Here is a 15,759-nt window from a genome sequence, read left to right as displayed (position 1 = left end):
TCTCGCTCACGCGATCCTTTCGGGTGGGTGCTGCTTTCTGAGCCCGTCACAGAAGCATGACCAGGGCGATGACGATGAGTGCCACGGCGACGGTGGCCGCCACGCCGAGAGCGATGAACGGAACCTTCGAGGGTTCCTCACCGACAAGGATCCGACCGTCGTGTCCGGTGACAGCACTTGCACGAATGCGTTCCGCGGGCGGATTCTCGGTCTCTTCGTCCTCATAGTTCGCGTTCGGCAGCGACCACGCTTCCGGTACGGTGTCCATCGGACGGGTCTCCGGGTTGGCAGCCAAGGCGCGTGCCGCGTCATCCGGGGAAGCCTCAGCCGCCGTGCTGTCGGCCGGGCCGGATGCCTGGTTCGCAGGCGTGCCTGCCTCCTGATCCTGGTTCACGCCGGTGCCGGTTGTGCCGGTTCCTGCTGCCGACGCCGACTCTGTCGAGCTTCGGTCCTCGGCTGCTTCGGGGATCTGCGCCGAGGAGGCGGTGACCACGCGGACCCCGGAGGTCGAAGGCGGCTGCACGATCGGCATCCGTCGTGAGCGGCCCTCGGTTTCGCCGGACGCCGCCTTCTTCGTGCCGGTCTCGGCAGTCGAGCTCCCCGGGGCCGTGGCTTCCGTTTTCGGCGCCTTCCAGCGCGCCTTCGAGCCCTTGCTGCGTGCCTTCGACTTCTCAGCACCCGGTTTCTCAGCACTGGGTTTGTCGGTGCTGGGTTTCTCGGCACTGGGCTTCTCGGTGCTTGGCTTCGGAGCTGCGTTCGGGCTCGCCGGCGTCGTCGCTGCGGTCTCTTCGACCGCTCGCGAATCTGTGCCCTCGGCCACGCCGGTGCCGGTGATCTCCGCTGTCGTCAGAGACGGGACGTCGCCGTCATCGGACTCGAGGGCGGACAGCGGCTTGGACAGCGCGTCGTAGGGTTCGTTCTCGGGCGATACAGGTCGGGGGCCCGAATCGGCAGTGACCGGCGATTCGAAGTCTCGGGCGGCGACCTCCTCGGCGGCACCGCCGAATCCTGCGGTGTCGTAGGACTCGGGTTCGGCATTCCGCGCAGGGACATACTCCGGTTCCCCGGACGGCGCCGAATCATCTGCAGCCTGTGGGCATGTCGGTGCCGAACGCTTCTCCGTCACCGATTCCGACTTCGCGGTCACGGCCTCCGGCTTCGCGGCCGAGGCTCCTGGTTCCGTCCCTGCGGCCGGCGGTGTCTTCGCCGAATCGTCGGTTGGGATCTTCGCGCCGCCATCCTCGGGTCCAGCGTCCTCGGATCCGGCGTCCTCCGGTTCGGCGATGACCGGCATGGCGCCCGTGGAGAGGTCTCCGTCGAGGGACAGTCCATGCTCGCGCAGGTACCTCTTGCGCGCCGCGCGGGACTCGAAGTGCGGCAGCGGAGTCCGCTGCGGGTCGAGTCTGTCCTCGGCGTTGACCGGCGGCCGCTCCTCGAGCGGATGGTCGGTGGCCAGCGGTCCCCGTTCGTGGGATACCTGGGGTGCGGGTTCCGCATCGATGGGCGCTCGGTCGGTGTCGTCGTCCACTTCGCCGGCCTTCTCCTTCGGCTGCGCCGACGGGGCTGCGGGTTCCGACGGGGCCCCGGGAGCCGGTGTCAGGAGTTGGGCACGCAGGGCCGCCGTTTCATCGCTCGACTGTTCAGGGGTGTCGCGTGCATCGAACGCCTGTTCCGCCTTCAACCGCTCGGCTTCGCGCCGCGCTCGACGTGACGTGAACTGCTCCTCAGCCATTCTCACTCCTGTACAACTCGTATTTCGCGATGTACTGGACGACTCCGTCTGGTACCAGATACCAGACCGGTGCCCCGTCCATCACTCGTTGTCTGCAATCCGTTGACGATATCGCCAGGGCCGGAATCTGGACCAGACTCAGACGATCCACCGGCAGGCCCTCACCGCGAAGTTCATGGCCCGGCCGACTCACTCCGACGAAGTGCGCCAAAGAAAACAGCTCATCCACATTCTTCCACGTCAGAATCTGAGCCAAAGCGTCCGCGCCGGTGATGAAGAACAACTCCGTATCCGGTCCGTAGCTCCGGGACAGGTCGCGCAGAGTGTCGATCGTGTAGGTGGCTCCCGGTCGATCGACGTCGGCCCGGGACACAGTGAAGCGCGGGTTCGAAGCCGTGGCGATCACCGTCATCAGGTACCGGTGTTCGGCACTGGTGACTTCGCCGGCGTCCTTCTGGTAGGGCCGACCGGTCGGGACGAACACCACCTCATCGAGGTCGAAAGTCGACTGGACTTCGCTCGCTGCAACCAGGTGGCCGTGATGAATGGGGTCGAAGGTGCCGCCCATGACACCGACTCTGCGTGTGCGTTCAGCCATATCAGTGGCGGTAGGAGATACCCTTCCACGACCGGGATACGGCCGCCAGCGTCATGAAGATGGCAAAGGTGATGAGACCGAAGAAGATCGGATCCATCGGAAGTTCGTGGTGGACGGCATGCTCCGCGCCCTCGGCAGCGGACGCCAGGATGGCTGCGTTCACGGGTGTTCTCCTTACATCAGGCAGGTGAGGCTTCGTCGGCGCCTCGTCGTGTTCTGTTCTCAGTTTCTCATGAACGATGCCAGAAGACGGCATCGACATGGCCATGGTCGGTCACCGCAGCCCGATTGCACGCGGAACCGCGGCCCGGGGTTCACTCTCTGATCTGCCCGTTGCCCATCATCACCCATTTCGTGGTGGTGAGCTGTTCGAGGCCCATCGGTCCGCGTGCGTGGAGCTTCTGCGTCGAGATGCCGACCTCCGCGCCGAAACCGAGTTCGCCTCCATCGGTGAAGCGGGTCGAGACGTTCACTCCCACTGCGGCGGCATCGATGGCGGTGACGAAGGTCTCGGCATTGTCGAGGTCCTTGGTCACGATCACCTCGGTGTGTCCTGAGGAATAGGCGCGGATGTGCTCGATCGCCTCGTCGATGCCGGAGACCAGTTTGACCGCGAGTTCGAGGCCGAGGTATTCCTTGGCCCAGTCTCGGCGGGAGACCCTCTTGATCTTCATGGTCGAGGGGGCGAGAGCCGCAACATCGGTGTCGGCGTGGACGACGACTCCGGCCGAGTTGAGGCGTTCGAGGATCTTCGGCAGCACTCGTCGGGCGGCTCGCTCATGCACGAGGAGGGTCTCGAGCGAGTTGCAGACACTGGGCCGGTGTGTCTTGGAGTTGAGCACCAGGTCGACCGCGGTCTTCACTGTCGCAGAGGAGTCGACGAACATGTGCACATTGCCGATGCCGGTCTCGATGACCGGGACGATGGATTCCTGAACCACCATGCTGATGAGTTCGGCTCCCCCGCGGGGAATCAGAAGATCGACGTAGTCGCGGGCGTTCATCAGCACGCTGGCTCCCTCGCGCCCGTACTGGTCGATGCCGTTGACGGTGTCCGCGGGCAGTCCGGCCGATTCCACGGCCTTGCGGAGGATCGAGATGATCTCGGCGTTCGACTGTGCGGCGGCGGAACCTCCGCGCAGCACTGAGGCGTTGCCGGACTTCAGCGCCAGGATCGCGATGTCGACGGTGACATTCGGCCGGGCTTCGTAGATGGCTCCGATGACTCCCATCGGCACCCGAGTCTGGGTCAGGCGGATGCCGTTGGGCAGGGTACGTCCGACGACGATGTTGCCGACGGGATCAGCCAGATCGATGACGGTCTCGACGGAGGCGGCGATCGCCTCGATGCGGTCGCCGTCGAGTCGCAGCCGATCGAGCAGCGCGGTGCTCATTCTTGCTTCGGTGCCGGCGGCGATATCGGCATCGTTGGCCTTGACGATGCGCTCGGAATTGGCCCTGAGTGCCTCGGCGATGGCCGTGAGCGCCGCATTCTTCTCTGCCGTCGACGAGGTCGCCAGTCGGCCTGCGGCGGCCTTGGCATTGCGGGCCACCCTGGTGACGCCCCGAACTGTCTTCGGGTGTATCTCGGATACAGCGGTCATGTGCTATCTCCCCCCGCTCACGTGTGTGAGAACGAGATCGTTTCGGTGGATGACTTCTTTACGGTAGTCATTTCCCAGTCGGGTGCCAAGTTCCTCGGTAGTGCAGCCGAACATCGACGGCAGCTCCTCTGCGGAGAAGTTGACCATTCCGCGTGCGATGGCCTCCCCCTCGAGGTTCCTCACTTCGACCGGATCTCCCGCTTCGAAGCCGCCTTCGACGGCTGTCACACCGGCTGCCAGCAGGGAGGTTCCACGGGAGAGCACAGCCGACTCCGCGCCTTTGTCGATGGTCACCGATCCGAATGTCCTGGCCAGGTGACGCAGCCACAGCAGACGGGTGCCCCGACGACGGTGGGTGACGGCGAAGTAGGTGCCGACATGCTCACCTGAGAGAGCGCCGGCGGCGTTCCCTGCCGAGGTCAGCACGGCGGGGATGCCGGAATCGGCGACCATCGTGGCCGCTTCGACCTTCGTCGCCATGCCCCCTGTGCCGGTGCCGGCAGCACCGACTCCGCCGATGGCAATCGCCTCAAGGTCTGCGGCCCCGCCGACCCGATCGATCCGGATCGAGTCGGAGAGCTGCGGAGGTCCCGAGTAGAGGGCGTCGACGTCGGAGAGGAGGACGAGTGCGTCGGCGTGAGCGAGGTGGGCGACCAGAGCGGCCAGGCGATCGTTGTCGCCGAAGCGGATCTCCTCGGTGGCTACGGCGTCGTTCTCGTTGACGATCGGCAGCGTCCCCAAGGCCAACAGCTTGTCGATGGCGCGCTGGGCGTTCTTGTATCGGGTGCGTCGAATCAGATCATCCGCCGAGAGCAGCACCTGGCCGGGGACGAGGTCATAGCGACCCAAGGCTCGCGTGTACGCGGCCATCAGGAGTCCCTGACCGACGCCCGCGGCCGCCTGCTGTGTGGCAAGGTCGCGCGGACGCTTGCGCAGTCCCATCGGTTCGAGGCCGGCCGCGATCGCACCGGAGGAGACGAGGATGACCTCGTGTCCGGCGGCCCGATGCGCGCCGATGACATCGGTCAGTGCGATGAGCTTCGCTTCATCGAGCCCGCCGTCGAGCGTGGTCAGGGACGAGGAGCCGACCTTGACGACGATGCGCCGGGCACCGGCGATGTCCGAGCGCGTCGAGGTCTCATCACCGACGGCCCGACTCACCGCTGATCGGGCTCGGACTCGGACCGGTCGGTCGATGCCGGTCGCGCGCGCTGCGCTCGCTCGGCGAGTCGTTCCTCTTCGAACTCGGCACGGACGGCGGCCTTCGCATCCATCCGCTCGTGATAGGCAGCCTTGCGCTCCTTGCGGGTGGCGCGGGCTTCCTCCTCGAGTCGCAGGTCGCTTCCGCGCGAGCCGAGCAGCTCGGCTCCGCCCACGGTAGTGGGATCCCAGTCGAAGACCACTCCGTCGGCGCCGCCGATGATCACCGTGTCGCCGGGTTTCGCACCGGCTTTGAACAGGGATTCCTCCACACCGATGCGTTCGAGGCGGTCTGCCAGGAATCCGACGGCCTCGTCGTTGCCGAAGTCGGTCTGGCGCACCCAGCGCTGCGGCTTGTCGCCGAGCACGCGGAAGACCGGACCGTCGGCATCGTGTTCGGTGCGGACTTCGAATCCGCGGTCGTCGACCGCCTTGGGACGGATCACCACGCGCTGCGGAATCGCCTCGAGGGCGGTGCGGCGTTCTCGTTCGGCGACGACGAGTTCGGCCATGGCGAAGGACAGCTCCCGCAGTCCGGCATGGCTGACGGCCGAGATCTCGAATACCCGGTAGCCGGCGGCCTCGAGATCGGGACGGACGATGTCCGCGAGATCGCGACCATCGGGGATGTCGACCTTGTTCAGGGCGACGAGCTTGGGCCGTTCGGACAGGGGCAGCAGTCCGCTCCCGTCGTCGAGGTCGACCGCGTAGGCGGCGAGTTCGGATTCGATGACGGAGAGATCGGAGACCGGATCGCGTCCGGGCTCCCATGTCGCCATGTCGATGACGTGGACGAGACCGGCACAGCGTTCGACGTGGCGCAGAAATTCGAGTCCGAGGCCTTTGCCCTCCGAGGCGCCAGGAATCAGACCGGGTACATCGGCGACCGTGAAGCGGGTGTCCCCGGCCTGGACCACACCGAGGTTGGGCGCGAGAGTCGTGAACGGGTAGTCGGCGATCTTGGGCTTCGCCGCCGAAAGTGCGGCAATCAGACTCGACTTGCCGGCAGAGGGATAGCCGACGAGGGCGATGTCCGCGATGGTCTTGAGCTCGAGGACGAGGCTGAGGGTCTCCCCCGGCTCACCCAGGAGCGCGAAGCCGGGCGCCTTGCGTTTGGTCGAGGCCAGGGCTGCATTGCCGAGACCGCCGCGCCCTCCGGCTGCGGCGATGTATTCGGTGCCCGCGCCCACGAGGTCGGCGATGATGTCACCGCTGGTGGTCTTGACGACTGTGCCTTCGGGGACGGCGACGACGAGGTCACCGCCGTCGGCTCCGTCGCGCATGTCTCCCTTGCCGATGCCGCCGCCGTCGGCCCGCAGGTGGGGGCGGTGGTGCAGTGGCAGCAGGGTCGTGGTCTGACTGTCGACGACGAAGATGATGTTTCCGCCGTCTCCGCCGTTGGCGCCGTCGGGCCCGCCGAGCGGTTTGAACTTCTCGCGCCTGATCGAGGCGCACCCGTTTCCGCCGTCGCCTGCGGAGAGATGGACGGTGACGCGGTCTACGAACTCGGTGGCCATAATGTCCTTATATCAGATGAAGGGTGAGTCATGGTGACTCACCCTTCATGATCCCCTGTGCGGGGAGAGATCAATTGCTGTCGAACCGGATCCCGAAGATCAGGCGCCGACGATGTTGACGATCTTGCGACCGTTGCGCTTGCCGAATTCGACGGAACCCGCGGTGAGCGCGAAGAGGGTGTCATCCCCTCCACGGCCGACGTTGGAGCCGGGGTGGAACTTGGTTCCGCGCTGGCGGACGATGATCTCGCCGGCCTTGACGACCTGACCGCCGAAGCGCTTCACGCCGAGGTACTGTGGGTTCGAGTCGCGACCGTTGCGGGTCGAGCTGACTCCCTTTTTGCTTGACATGTGAGAAGTCTCCTCTTACTTGATGTTCGTGATCTTCAGACGGGTGAGGTCCTGGCGGTGGCCCTGACGCTTCTTGTAACCGGTCTTGTTCTTGTATTTCTGGATCACGATCTTCGGACCGCGAAGCTCGTTGACGACCTCGGCGCTGACCGAAACCTTCGACAGTGCGTCGACGTCGGTCGTCACGGTCTCACCGTCGACGAGAAGTACGGCATCGAGTTCGACGCTCTCGCCAGCCTTCGCCTTCATTCGGTTGACTGTGATGATATCGCCGACGCTCACCTTTTCCTGGTGACCTCCGGCGCGGACGATGGCATAGACCATGGTCGAACCCTTTCTGCTTATACACAAACGAACGGCGGTTGGTCCCTTGGCTGCCGCGAATGGATCGTCGCAGGCATCCCATTGAGAGGAATCACCAGCCGTGGTGCGTCATGCGCACCGACGCTCAATTCTAGTCCACGGCAACCCGCTGGGCAAACCGACGTCGCCGTCGCATCGACCCCGCGTCGAGGATGTGAGCCATCTCCCATCGACGGCGCCGATGGTACGGCTCAGGCTTCGCGGGATTCGGCGATCCGCTCGTGGTGATGGATCACCTCGGCGACGATGAAGGCAAGGAACTTCTCTGCGAACTCCGGATCGAGATGAGACTCCTCGGCCAGGCTGCGCAGACGCGCGACCTGCCTGGATTCCCTCGCCTCATCGGCCGGCGCCAGACCGTGATCGGCCTTGAGCTCGCCGACGGTCTCCGTGAGCTTGAATCGCTCTGCGAGCAGGTGGATCAGGGCCGCGTCGATGTTGTCGATGCTGCTGCGCAGCTCCAACAGCCGCTCCTGAGCGCGTGTCTTGTCGTCCTTGTTCTCATTCACACACCCCAGTCTAACGATGCCCGGACATGATCGTGTGCCGCGACCCACGCTGGTCACGGCACACGATCATTCGACTCTCAGGCCGTCATCCGAGCCCGAGTCGGATGGCCCCTCCTGAAGCTCAGGCGTTGTCCGGGACGGGGACGGCGTCCTTGGTCTCGAGATCGTTGAGCGTACCAGCCCGACGATCGGCAAGGTACTTCTTCATCTCCTTCTTGACCACAGGCATGAGCATGTAGAGGCCGAGGATGTTGATGAAGGCGCACATGAACAGGGCGGCATCGGCGAATTCGACGACCTTGGAGAAGCTGGCGATGCAGCCGATGACGACGAAGACGCAGACGAGGGTCCGGAAGGCCGTGATCGTGGGCTTCGACCGACCGAACAGGTAGCTCCATGCACGTTCACCGTAGTAGGCCCAGGTGATGAGCGTGGAGAAGGCGAAGAGTGCGACGGCGATGGCCAAGAGGATCGGGTACCAGGAGGCGACGGTGGAGAAGGCATCCGAAGCCAAGGCGACGCCGCCGATCTCACCTTCGCCGAGGTCCTCGCGGTAGGAGGCCTGGTTGGCGACGATGATCGTCAGTGCGGTCATGGTGCAGACGATCACGGTGTCGATGAAGGGCTCGAGGAGAGCGACGAAGCCCTCGGAGATGGGCCGGCGGGTCTTGACCGCCGAGTGGGCGATGGCCGCCGAGCCGATGCCGGCCTCATTCGAGAAGGCCGAGCGCTGGAAGCCGATGATCATGACACCGACGATGCCGCCTGCGATGCCCTGGGGGTTGAAGGCTCCTGCGAAGATCTCGCCGATCGCGTTCGGGATGTTGGTGAAGTTCATGCCGAGCACGAGAAGGCAGGAGACGACGTAGAAGATCGCCATGCCGGGAACGAGCTTGTCGGTGACCTTCGCGATGGACTTGATCCCGCCGAGGATGACCAGGGCGACGAGTGCCGCGAAGATGATGCCGAAGATGAGGGAGGCGAACGGCCCGGCGAGGAAGCCGTCATCGCCGCCGGTGGCGGTGCGCACCTGAGCGAAGGTCTGATTGGCTTGGAACATGCCGCCGCCGACGACGCCGAAGATGAGGATTGCGACCGCGAAGAGTCCGGTGAGCACTGTCGCCACCGGTTTGGAGAAGCGACGGAAGGCGATCGGCAGGTATTTGAACGGACCGCCGTGGACGACGCCGTTCTCGTCGATCTCACGGTATTTGACTCCGAGGGTGCACTCGACGAACTTCGTGCACATGCCGAGGAGGCCGGCGACGATCATCCAGAAGGTCGCGCCCGGACCGCCGAGTGCGATGGCGACGCCGACACCGGCGATATTGCCGAGTCCGACGGTGCCCGAGAGCGCCGAGGCCAGGGCCTGGAAGTGGGTGACCTCACCGGGGTCGTTCTTGGAGGAGAACTTTCCGCGGATGATCTCGAGCGAGAGCTTGAACCCGCGGGCTTGGATGAAGCCGAAGTAGACGGTGAAGACGAGGGCGGCGAAGATCAGCCAGAAGACGACGAAGGGGAATGAGAGATCCCCGAGGGTGACCGGGAAGAAGATGATGTTCCCGAACCAGGTGGCGATCGGGTCGAACCAGGTGTTGATGGCATCGTCGACGGGCGAGCTGGGAGCATCTGCAGCTAACAGTAAGGTGTTCATGTTGTTCAAAGCTTCCGTAGCTGGGGCGAACTGACAAGCACTCGGAGCACCGGGAACGATTCGGTTACAGAACTGTTACCTGGATCACACATTCGTCCTCACGGTGAGACATCCGTCTCACCTGGTGTCCTAGACTGGTGGCATGTCACAGAACCCCGGTCCCCCGAACAGCAATCAGCCAGGTCCTCCGATCCGGCAGCCCCAACCCGGCCAGAGCGGACCCGGGTACGGTCCGCCCTCAGGGCAGCCGCAGCCTTATGATTCCACCGCCGGTCAGGGGACCCCTCCGGGCGCCCGGTCCCAGGGCGGTCCCCCTCGACAGACCCCGGCCGGGACGGGGCAGCAGGCCAACGCCCCCGGCCTGCACAGAGGTGGGGGCAATGCTCCGGGAGGTGCCCCGCGCATCGTCTCCCCCGAAGGCGAACGAGTCAGAGAGCGCCCGGCCGGCGGCTTCTCGGGATACTTCGCAATCGTCGCCGCAGTCATTCTCCTGCTCATCGCCGTGCTGCTCGGCGCGCTCGGCTTCTTCCTGACCTTCGCTCAGGCGACCCTCGGGGTCATCCTCATGGTCATCGGCATCATCAGCTTCGTGGCCTCGATGTTCCTCTTCAAAGGCTGCACTTCGGTGGCTCCCGGACATGCGGTCGTCCTGCAGCTCTACGGCAAGTACGTCGGCACCGTCCGTCAGTCGGGACTGCGATTCGTCAATCCGCTGTATTCGAAGGATCAGGTCTCCACGCGCATCCGCAACCACGAGACTTCCACGCTGAAGGTCAATGATCTCGACGGCAACCCCATCGAGATCGGAGCCGTTGTCGTCTGGCAGGTCAAGGACACCGCACAGGCCATGTTCGAAGTCGACGACTTCGAGGAGTTCGTCGCCATCCAGGCGGAGACAGCGGTTCGCCACATAGCGAACTCCTATGCCTACGATTCCTCGGATCCGAATCGGATGTCTCTGCGCGACAACGCCGATGAGATCACCTCGAAGCTCTCCAACGAGGTGGCCGCCCGTGTCTCTGCGGCGGGGGTGACGATCATCGAGTCGCGGATCACGCAGCTGGCCTATGCCGCCGAGATCGCCCGCGCGATGCTGCAACGTCAGCAGGCGACTGCGGTCGTCGCCGCCCGGCAGCTCATCGTCGAGGGAGCCGTGGGCATGGTCGAAACGGCCATCGCAGAGATCGAGGGACGCAATATCGTCAACCTCGGCGAAGCCGAACGCAGCGACTTGGTCTCCAACCTGATGATCGTGCTGTGCGGCGACACCGCGGCGCAGCCGACCATCAGCACCACGCGCAACCAGAGTTCGACCGGCTGAGTTCCCCGATCCTGGGCGCTCAGCCGGGCACCCAGCTGCGGAGCGGTCCCAGACCGGTGAATGGCGAGGCGCCCTGCCGATGATCATGGAGATCACCGGCAGGGCGCCTCGCTGTGCGCGTGGGCTCAGCCTCGCACTGCGGTATCAGCTCTCGCCGATGATGACGAACGAGGTCGGCAGCTGCTCCTTCGCCGCGTCATCCTTCGGCTTGGTCTGGGCCGCGGCCGAACGGCGAGGCGCACGCTTGACCGGCTCCGCCTTGGCGACCTTGGTCGCGGTGTCGGCGCCGATCATCAACGGCAGCTCGGCTGCCGGTTCCGACTTCTCGGGTGCCGTCGCGGGCCGAGTCTTCTCTGCGGCGCCTGCTGCTGAGGATTCTGCCTGCTCGTCCGAACGTGCAGACTTCGCACTCGTCGCGGTCCCGTCCTGCTGGGAACCAGTCGACGAGTTGTCTGCGGATTCGGCGGACTGCTCGGAGTCTGCGTTCGACCGGCGGCGCCCGTTACGGGACCGGTTGCGGCCCGAACCGGAGCGACCCGAGCCGCTGCGACCGTCCTTGTCCGAGTCATGCGCATCGCCCGCAGGATCCTGCGGACCCTTGTCGGCGTTCTGCCCGGCCTTTTCGGCGTGCTGCTCGGCGGCATCGTCGGAGTCCTCGTCCTTCTTCAGGGTCGCCTTGGCGATTGCCGCGACCGCCGAGCGGGAGGCATCCGAGGTCACCGAATCCGCAGAGGAGTCGGCTTCGCTGTTCTTGGACTTGCCGTTGGACTCACCACGACGCTTGCGATCGCGACGGCTCTCGTTGTTCGAGCCGTTCGAGGATTTGCCTCCGCGATGGGATTTGGAACCGTCTTCCTCGGATCCCGGAAGCAACAGGCCTCGACCCGAGAGATCGGCGCCGGCGCTGACCATGGATTCGGCCAGACCCGTGCCGATGCGCTTGCGGGTCATCTGCACGAGTCCGAGCGACGTCACCTCGGCGACCTGATGCTTCGTCCGGTCCCGGCCCAAGCACTCGACGAGGCGACGCACGACGAGATCGCGGTTCGATTCGAGCACCATGTCGATGAAGTCGACGACGATGATGCCGCCGATGTCGCGCAGGCGCACCTGGCGGATGACCTCTTCGGCGGCCTCGAGGTTGTTTCGGGTCACGGTCTCTTCGAGGTTGCCGCCGGAACCGGTGAACTTTCCGGTGTTGACGTCGACGACGGTCATCGCCTCTGTGCGGTCGATGACGAGGGAACCGCCCGAGGGCAGACTGACGGTACGCTGCAGCGCCTTCTGAATCTGCTCTTCGATCCGGTAGTGGTCGAAGATGTTCTCTTCTTCGCTGTAGCGGTGGACGCGTTCGAGCAGGTCGGGGGCGACCGCCTCGACATATTCGTGGATGGTGTCCCAGGCCCCGTCGCCGTCGATGACGAGCGAGTTGAAGTCTTCGTTGAACACATCGCGGATGATGCGCACGATCATGTCGGGCTCGCTGTAGAGAAGCTGCGGTGCGAGCACCTTCGTCGACTTCGACTTCTTCTCGATCGTCTCCCACCGCTTGGCCAGGCGCTCGACATCGCGGCTCAGGTCCTTATCGGTCGCGCCTTCTGCAGCGGTGCGCACGATGACGCCGTTGGAGTCGCCGACGAGTTCCTTGAGGAGCTTCTTCAACCGGCTGCGTTCGTTGTCCGGCAGCTTCCGGGAGATTCCAGTCATCGAATTGCCGGGCACGTAGACGAGAAAGCGGCCGGGCAGGGAGATCTGGCTGGTCAGCCGAGCACCCTTGTGACCGACGGGATCCTTGGTCACCTGCACGAGCACGGAGTCCCCCGAGCTCAGAGCGGTCTCGATGCGACGGGCCTTGCCGTCCATTCCGAGTGCGTCCCAGTTGACCTCACCGGCGTAGAGCACCGCGTTGCGGCCCTTGCCGATGTCGATGAACGCGGCCTCCATGCTCGGCAGCACATTCTGGACCTTGCCCAGGTAGACATTGCCGATCAGCGAGGACTGCTGCCGGTTCTCCTTGAGGTAGTGCTCGACGGCGATTCCGTCTTCGACGACGACGAGCTGGGTCTGGTCGCCGCTCTCGCGCACGATCATCGTCCGGTCGACGGACTCGCGCCGCGCCAGGAACTCGGCTTCGGTGATGACGGGGCGTCGACGTCCGGCCTCACGACCTTCCTTGCGACGCTGCCGCTTCGCCTCGAGACGGGTCGATCCCTTCAGCGAGGTGACTTCATCCCGGTCGGTGCTGCGAGACCGGGTCCGGGAACGCGAGCGGCGGCGGCGACGCGATCCGCTGTCGCCGTCATCGTCGTCATCGTCGCCGTCGTCGGAGTCCTCCGTCTGGGACTCGCCGCCGGAGTGGTCATTCCCGGTCTTCGTCTGGTTCTGCTCCGAGTCGCCCTGCTTGGACTTGTTCTCGGAGCGACGGTTCGAGCGTCCGCCGCGACGTGAGCTACGGGACCCTTCGTCGTCATCGTCTGTCTCATCCGTCGACTGCGACGAGTCCTTGGCCTCGGACGACTCGGCCGAATCGGTGGAGTCGTCGCGGTTGCGGGACCGACGGCCCCGTCCGCCTCGGCGACGCCGACGGCCGTTCGAATCATCCTCGGAGTCATCACGATCGTCATCGTCCGAATCATGGGAATCCGAGGTGGTATCCTCGGCGTCATCAGAGCCATCCCAGTCATCGTCGTCATCGTCCTCGACATGCACGACCTGGGCCAGCTCGGCCTGGGGCACCTGGAAGATCAATCCGCCGTCGTGGGGCGCGGGCGGGGTGGCACGAGGTTCCGGAGCCGCCGCCGGCTCGGGCTGCGCGGCGGGTGCGGCGAAGGGATTGCGCGGATCGAAAGTCACGGACGGTGTGGACCGGGTGCGGTCCTCACGGTCATTCGCGGACTGGGCCTGCTGGTCCTCGTCGTCGCTGTCCGAATCGTCGTCCGAGTCATCATCGGAGCTGTCACGGACGAACTGCTCGAATACGAGGCCTCTGTTGGCCACCGCCTCGCGGGCCTTCTTCGGGCCTCCCCGCTTCGGCTGGGGCTCGGGTTCCGGAGCCTCGTCGGCCTCCTCGGCGCTTCCGCCCGTACGCAGCGATTCCGCCGCCTCGGCGATGTGGTCGAGTCTCTGCCTGACGGTGTCATCGACGTCCTCATGGGCGTCGCCGTCGGCATTCACCTTGTGCTGGAGATCAGCGAGGTCGGCGAGAATGCCCTGTGTTGCATCATTTGCTTCGTTGCCGTCGTTCGACGTGTCGTTCATCAGTTCTCCCAGTCCGGAGACTCCGCCCACACCTCGCGGATCTCCGGATCCTTGCATGGTCCGTATCGGACCGAAACCTGTGGATGGCACTTCCGGCTCGCGCTCCGCGCGTAGGCCTTCCGGGCTGCCTCATCTTGGTGTCGACCTGCGAGGTCCTACCCTCGACTCGGTGGAGGCACTTCTCCTGCTCGGTGTGAGAGCAGGTATCCGTATCGCCATTATGTCACACAACTTCGCGCCCGGACCGGATCCCGGCGCTTCGGTGTGGTCCGCATCACTACCCTATCCGGGGAATTCACAGTGATGAGGTTTGCCGCACGTGCCCGCGGCAGGCATCCTTGGAGGGTGAACAGCACACAGACACTCACCGATGACGAGCTCGACGTTCCGGAATCGACCCGATCCTGGGTACTCAGGGGGCTCCCGTTCGGCCTCTTCCTCATCATCGCCTCGATCATCGGCTTCATCGCCTCGTTCGCCTTGGCCGCGGAGAAGTACGAGAAGCTGGAGAATCCGAATGCGGTCCTCTCCTGCGACTTCAACCCGTTCTTCTCGTGCGGTTCGGTGATGGAGCATCCGGAGAGTCAGCTGTTCGGCTTCCCGAACCAGCTGCTCGGCATCGCCGCCTTCGTCTTTCCGCTGCTGATCGGCGTCCTCATCCTCGCCGGCACCAGGCTGCCCGGCTGGGTCCAGATCGGCTTGAATATCGGCCTCGGCCTCGGTGTCGTGCTCGTGATGTTCCTGTTCTACACCTCGATCTACGCCATCGGTGTCGGCTGCCCGTGGTGCATCGTCGTGTGGACCGTGACGATTCCGATGTTCGTGGGAGTCACCGCCCGCAATCTGCTGTCCGGGCACTTCGGTGCCGCCGCGGCGCAGAATCCGATGGTCAAGGTGCTGGCGAAGGAGAACATCGCCGTCTCCGTGCTGTGGCTGCTCATCATCGCCGCGTGCATCCTCACCCAGTTCTGGAGCTTCTTCGCCTCGCTGTTCTGATTCCGGCTCGACGCTGCGAGCTCGACGCTGCGAACTCGGCTCCGTGGCGCTCTGAGCTCGCCTCGGCGCTGATCCGGTCCCGGCGGGGCTCCTTCGGCCCGAGCAGCGAAAAAGCGGGTGCCCCGCCTGTCGGCAGGGCACCCGCTTCACGTCTGATCACCAGTTTCGGGGATCGCCTGGCCGGAGCTGACGATCCGCTTCCTCGGATCAGGCGTTCTCAGGCCTCAGGCCGGGAACCAGATCCCGATCTCCCGTTCGGCCGACTCCACGGAGTCGGAGCCGTGGACGAGGTTCTTCTGGACCTTCTCGCCCCAGTCGCGGCCGAGGTCACCGCGGATGGTGCCCGGTGCCGCAGACGTCGGATCGGTGGCTCCGGCCAGTGACCGGAAGCCCGGAATCACACCCTGTCCGGAGGCGATGATCGAGACGATGGGTCCTTCGGACATGAAGTCGACCAGCGGCTGGTAGAAGGGCTTGCCCTCGTGTTCGGCGTAGTGGGCGGCGAGCTCCTCGGCCGTCGCCGACCGCAGGCTCAGGGCATCGATCGTGTAGCCCTTGGCCTCGATCCGTGCGAGGATCTGACCCACCAGTCCGCGGGCCACCCCGTCGGGCTTGATGAGGATGAGAGTGCGTTCCATTCCGGTCCTTCCGTTGCA

General features: G+C 65.0%; 14 protein-coding genes. 2 read left to right on the top strand and 12 right to left on the bottom strand.

Annotated features, from left to right (window positions below; all coding sequences use genetic code 11):
- Positions 1-46: 46 nt before the first annotated feature.
- From CV023_RS02420 to CV023_RS02375, 10 genes are all read right to left on the bottom strand, one after another.
- The gene (locus tag CV023_RS02420; protein WP_230743874.1) at positions 47-1,732 is read right to left on the bottom strand and encodes a hypothetical protein; all 1,686 of its coding nucleotides are present in this window, start codon (positions 1,730-1,732) and stop codon (positions 47-49) included.
- Entirely contained in the window at positions 1,725-2,330 is a 606-nt protein-coding gene (gene nadD / locus CV023_RS02415; RefSeq protein ID WP_269067026.1) for a nicotinate-nucleotide adenylyltransferase, read from the bottom strand. Before nadD ends, CV023_RS02420 begins: the two co-directional genes overlap by 8 nt.
- Position 2,331: 1 nt before the next feature.
- Positions 2,332-2,493, bottom strand: coding sequence for a hypothetical protein (locus CV023_RS02410; protein WP_230743872.1), 162 nt, complete (start codon positions 2,491-2,493; stop codon positions 2,332-2,334).
- A 151-nt stretch (positions 2,494-2,644) separates the two neighbouring features.
- Positions 2,645-3,934, bottom strand: coding sequence for a glutamate-5-semialdehyde dehydrogenase (locus CV023_RS02405; RefSeq protein ID WP_230743871.1), 1,290 nt, complete (start codon positions 3,932-3,934; stop codon positions 2,645-2,647).
- A 3-nt stretch (positions 3,935-3,937) separates the two neighbouring features.
- Positions 3,938-5,095, bottom strand: a complete 1,158-nt coding sequence (gene proB, locus CV023_RS02400; RefSeq protein WP_230743870.1) for a glutamate 5-kinase — start codon at positions 5,093-5,095, stop codon at positions 3,938-3,940.
- A complete protein-coding gene (gene obgE, locus CV023_RS02395) occupies positions 5,092-6,651 on the bottom strand; it encodes a GTPase ObgE (protein WP_230743869.1) in 1,560 nt (519 codons plus the stop codon). Before obgE ends, proB begins: the two co-directional genes overlap by 4 nt.
- Positions 6,652-6,750: 99 nt before the next feature.
- Positions 6,751-7,002: a 50S ribosomal protein L27 gene (gene rpmA, locus CV023_RS02390; RefSeq protein WP_230743868.1), complete on the bottom strand. Its 252-nt coding sequence runs from the start codon at positions 7,000-7,002 to the stop codon at positions 6,751-6,753.
- A gap of 15 nt (positions 7,003-7,017) precedes the next feature.
- On the bottom strand, positions 7,018-7,326 hold the full coding sequence (rplU, locus tag CV023_RS02385) for a 50S ribosomal protein L21 (protein WP_230743867.1): 309 nt from the start codon (positions 7,324-7,326) through the stop codon (positions 7,018-7,020).
- Positions 7,327-7,556: 230 nt separating this feature from the next.
- Positions 7,557-7,874, bottom strand: coding sequence for a chorismate mutase (locus CV023_RS02380; RefSeq protein WP_230743866.1), 318 nt, complete (start codon positions 7,872-7,874; stop codon positions 7,557-7,559).
- 121 nt (positions 7,875-7,995) lie between these two features.
- On the bottom strand, positions 7,996-9,528 hold the full coding sequence (locus CV023_RS02375) for an alanine/glycine:cation symporter family protein (protein WP_230743865.1): 1,533 nt from the start codon (positions 9,526-9,528) through the stop codon (positions 7,996-7,998).
- Between the two features lie 142 nt (positions 9,529-9,670).
- On the opposite strand from CV023_RS02375, the gene CV023_RS02370 reads away from it, so the two are divergent.
- Positions 9,671-10,849: an SPFH domain-containing protein gene (locus CV023_RS02370; protein ID WP_230743864.1), complete on the top strand. Its 1,179-nt coding sequence runs from the start codon at positions 9,671-9,673 to the stop codon at positions 10,847-10,849.
- A 144-nt stretch (positions 10,850-10,993) separates the two neighbouring features.
- Here CV023_RS02370 and CV023_RS02365 read toward each other — a convergent pair whose 3' ends face one another.
- Complete coding sequence (locus tag CV023_RS02365; protein WP_230743863.1) at positions 10,994-14,107, bottom strand: Rne/Rng family ribonuclease; 3,114 nt, start codon at positions 14,105-14,107, stop codon at positions 10,994-10,996.
- A gap of 345 nt (positions 14,108-14,452) precedes the next feature.
- Here CV023_RS02365 and CV023_RS02360 point away from each other — a divergent pair, with 345 nt between their 5' ends.
- Positions 14,453-15,103, top strand: coding sequence for a vitamin K epoxide reductase family protein (locus CV023_RS02360; protein WP_230743862.1), 651 nt, complete (start codon positions 14,453-14,455; stop codon positions 15,101-15,103).
- Between the two features lie 224 nt (positions 15,104-15,327).
- Here CV023_RS02360 and ndk read toward each other — a convergent pair whose 3' ends face one another.
- Complete coding sequence (ndk, locus tag CV023_RS02355) at positions 15,328-15,741, bottom strand: nucleoside-diphosphate kinase (RefSeq protein ID WP_230743861.1); 414 nt, start codon at positions 15,739-15,741, stop codon at positions 15,328-15,330.
- Positions 15,742-15,759 lie beyond the last annotated feature (18 nt).

The sequence above is a fragment of the Brevibacterium sp. CCUG 69071 genome (assembly GCF_021023135.1).
Lineage (GTDB): Bacteria > Actinomycetota > Actinomycetes > Actinomycetales > Brevibacteriaceae > Brevibacterium.
Note: the sequence above shows the minus strand (reverse complement) of the source record. Positions and strands in the feature narration are given on the sequence as shown.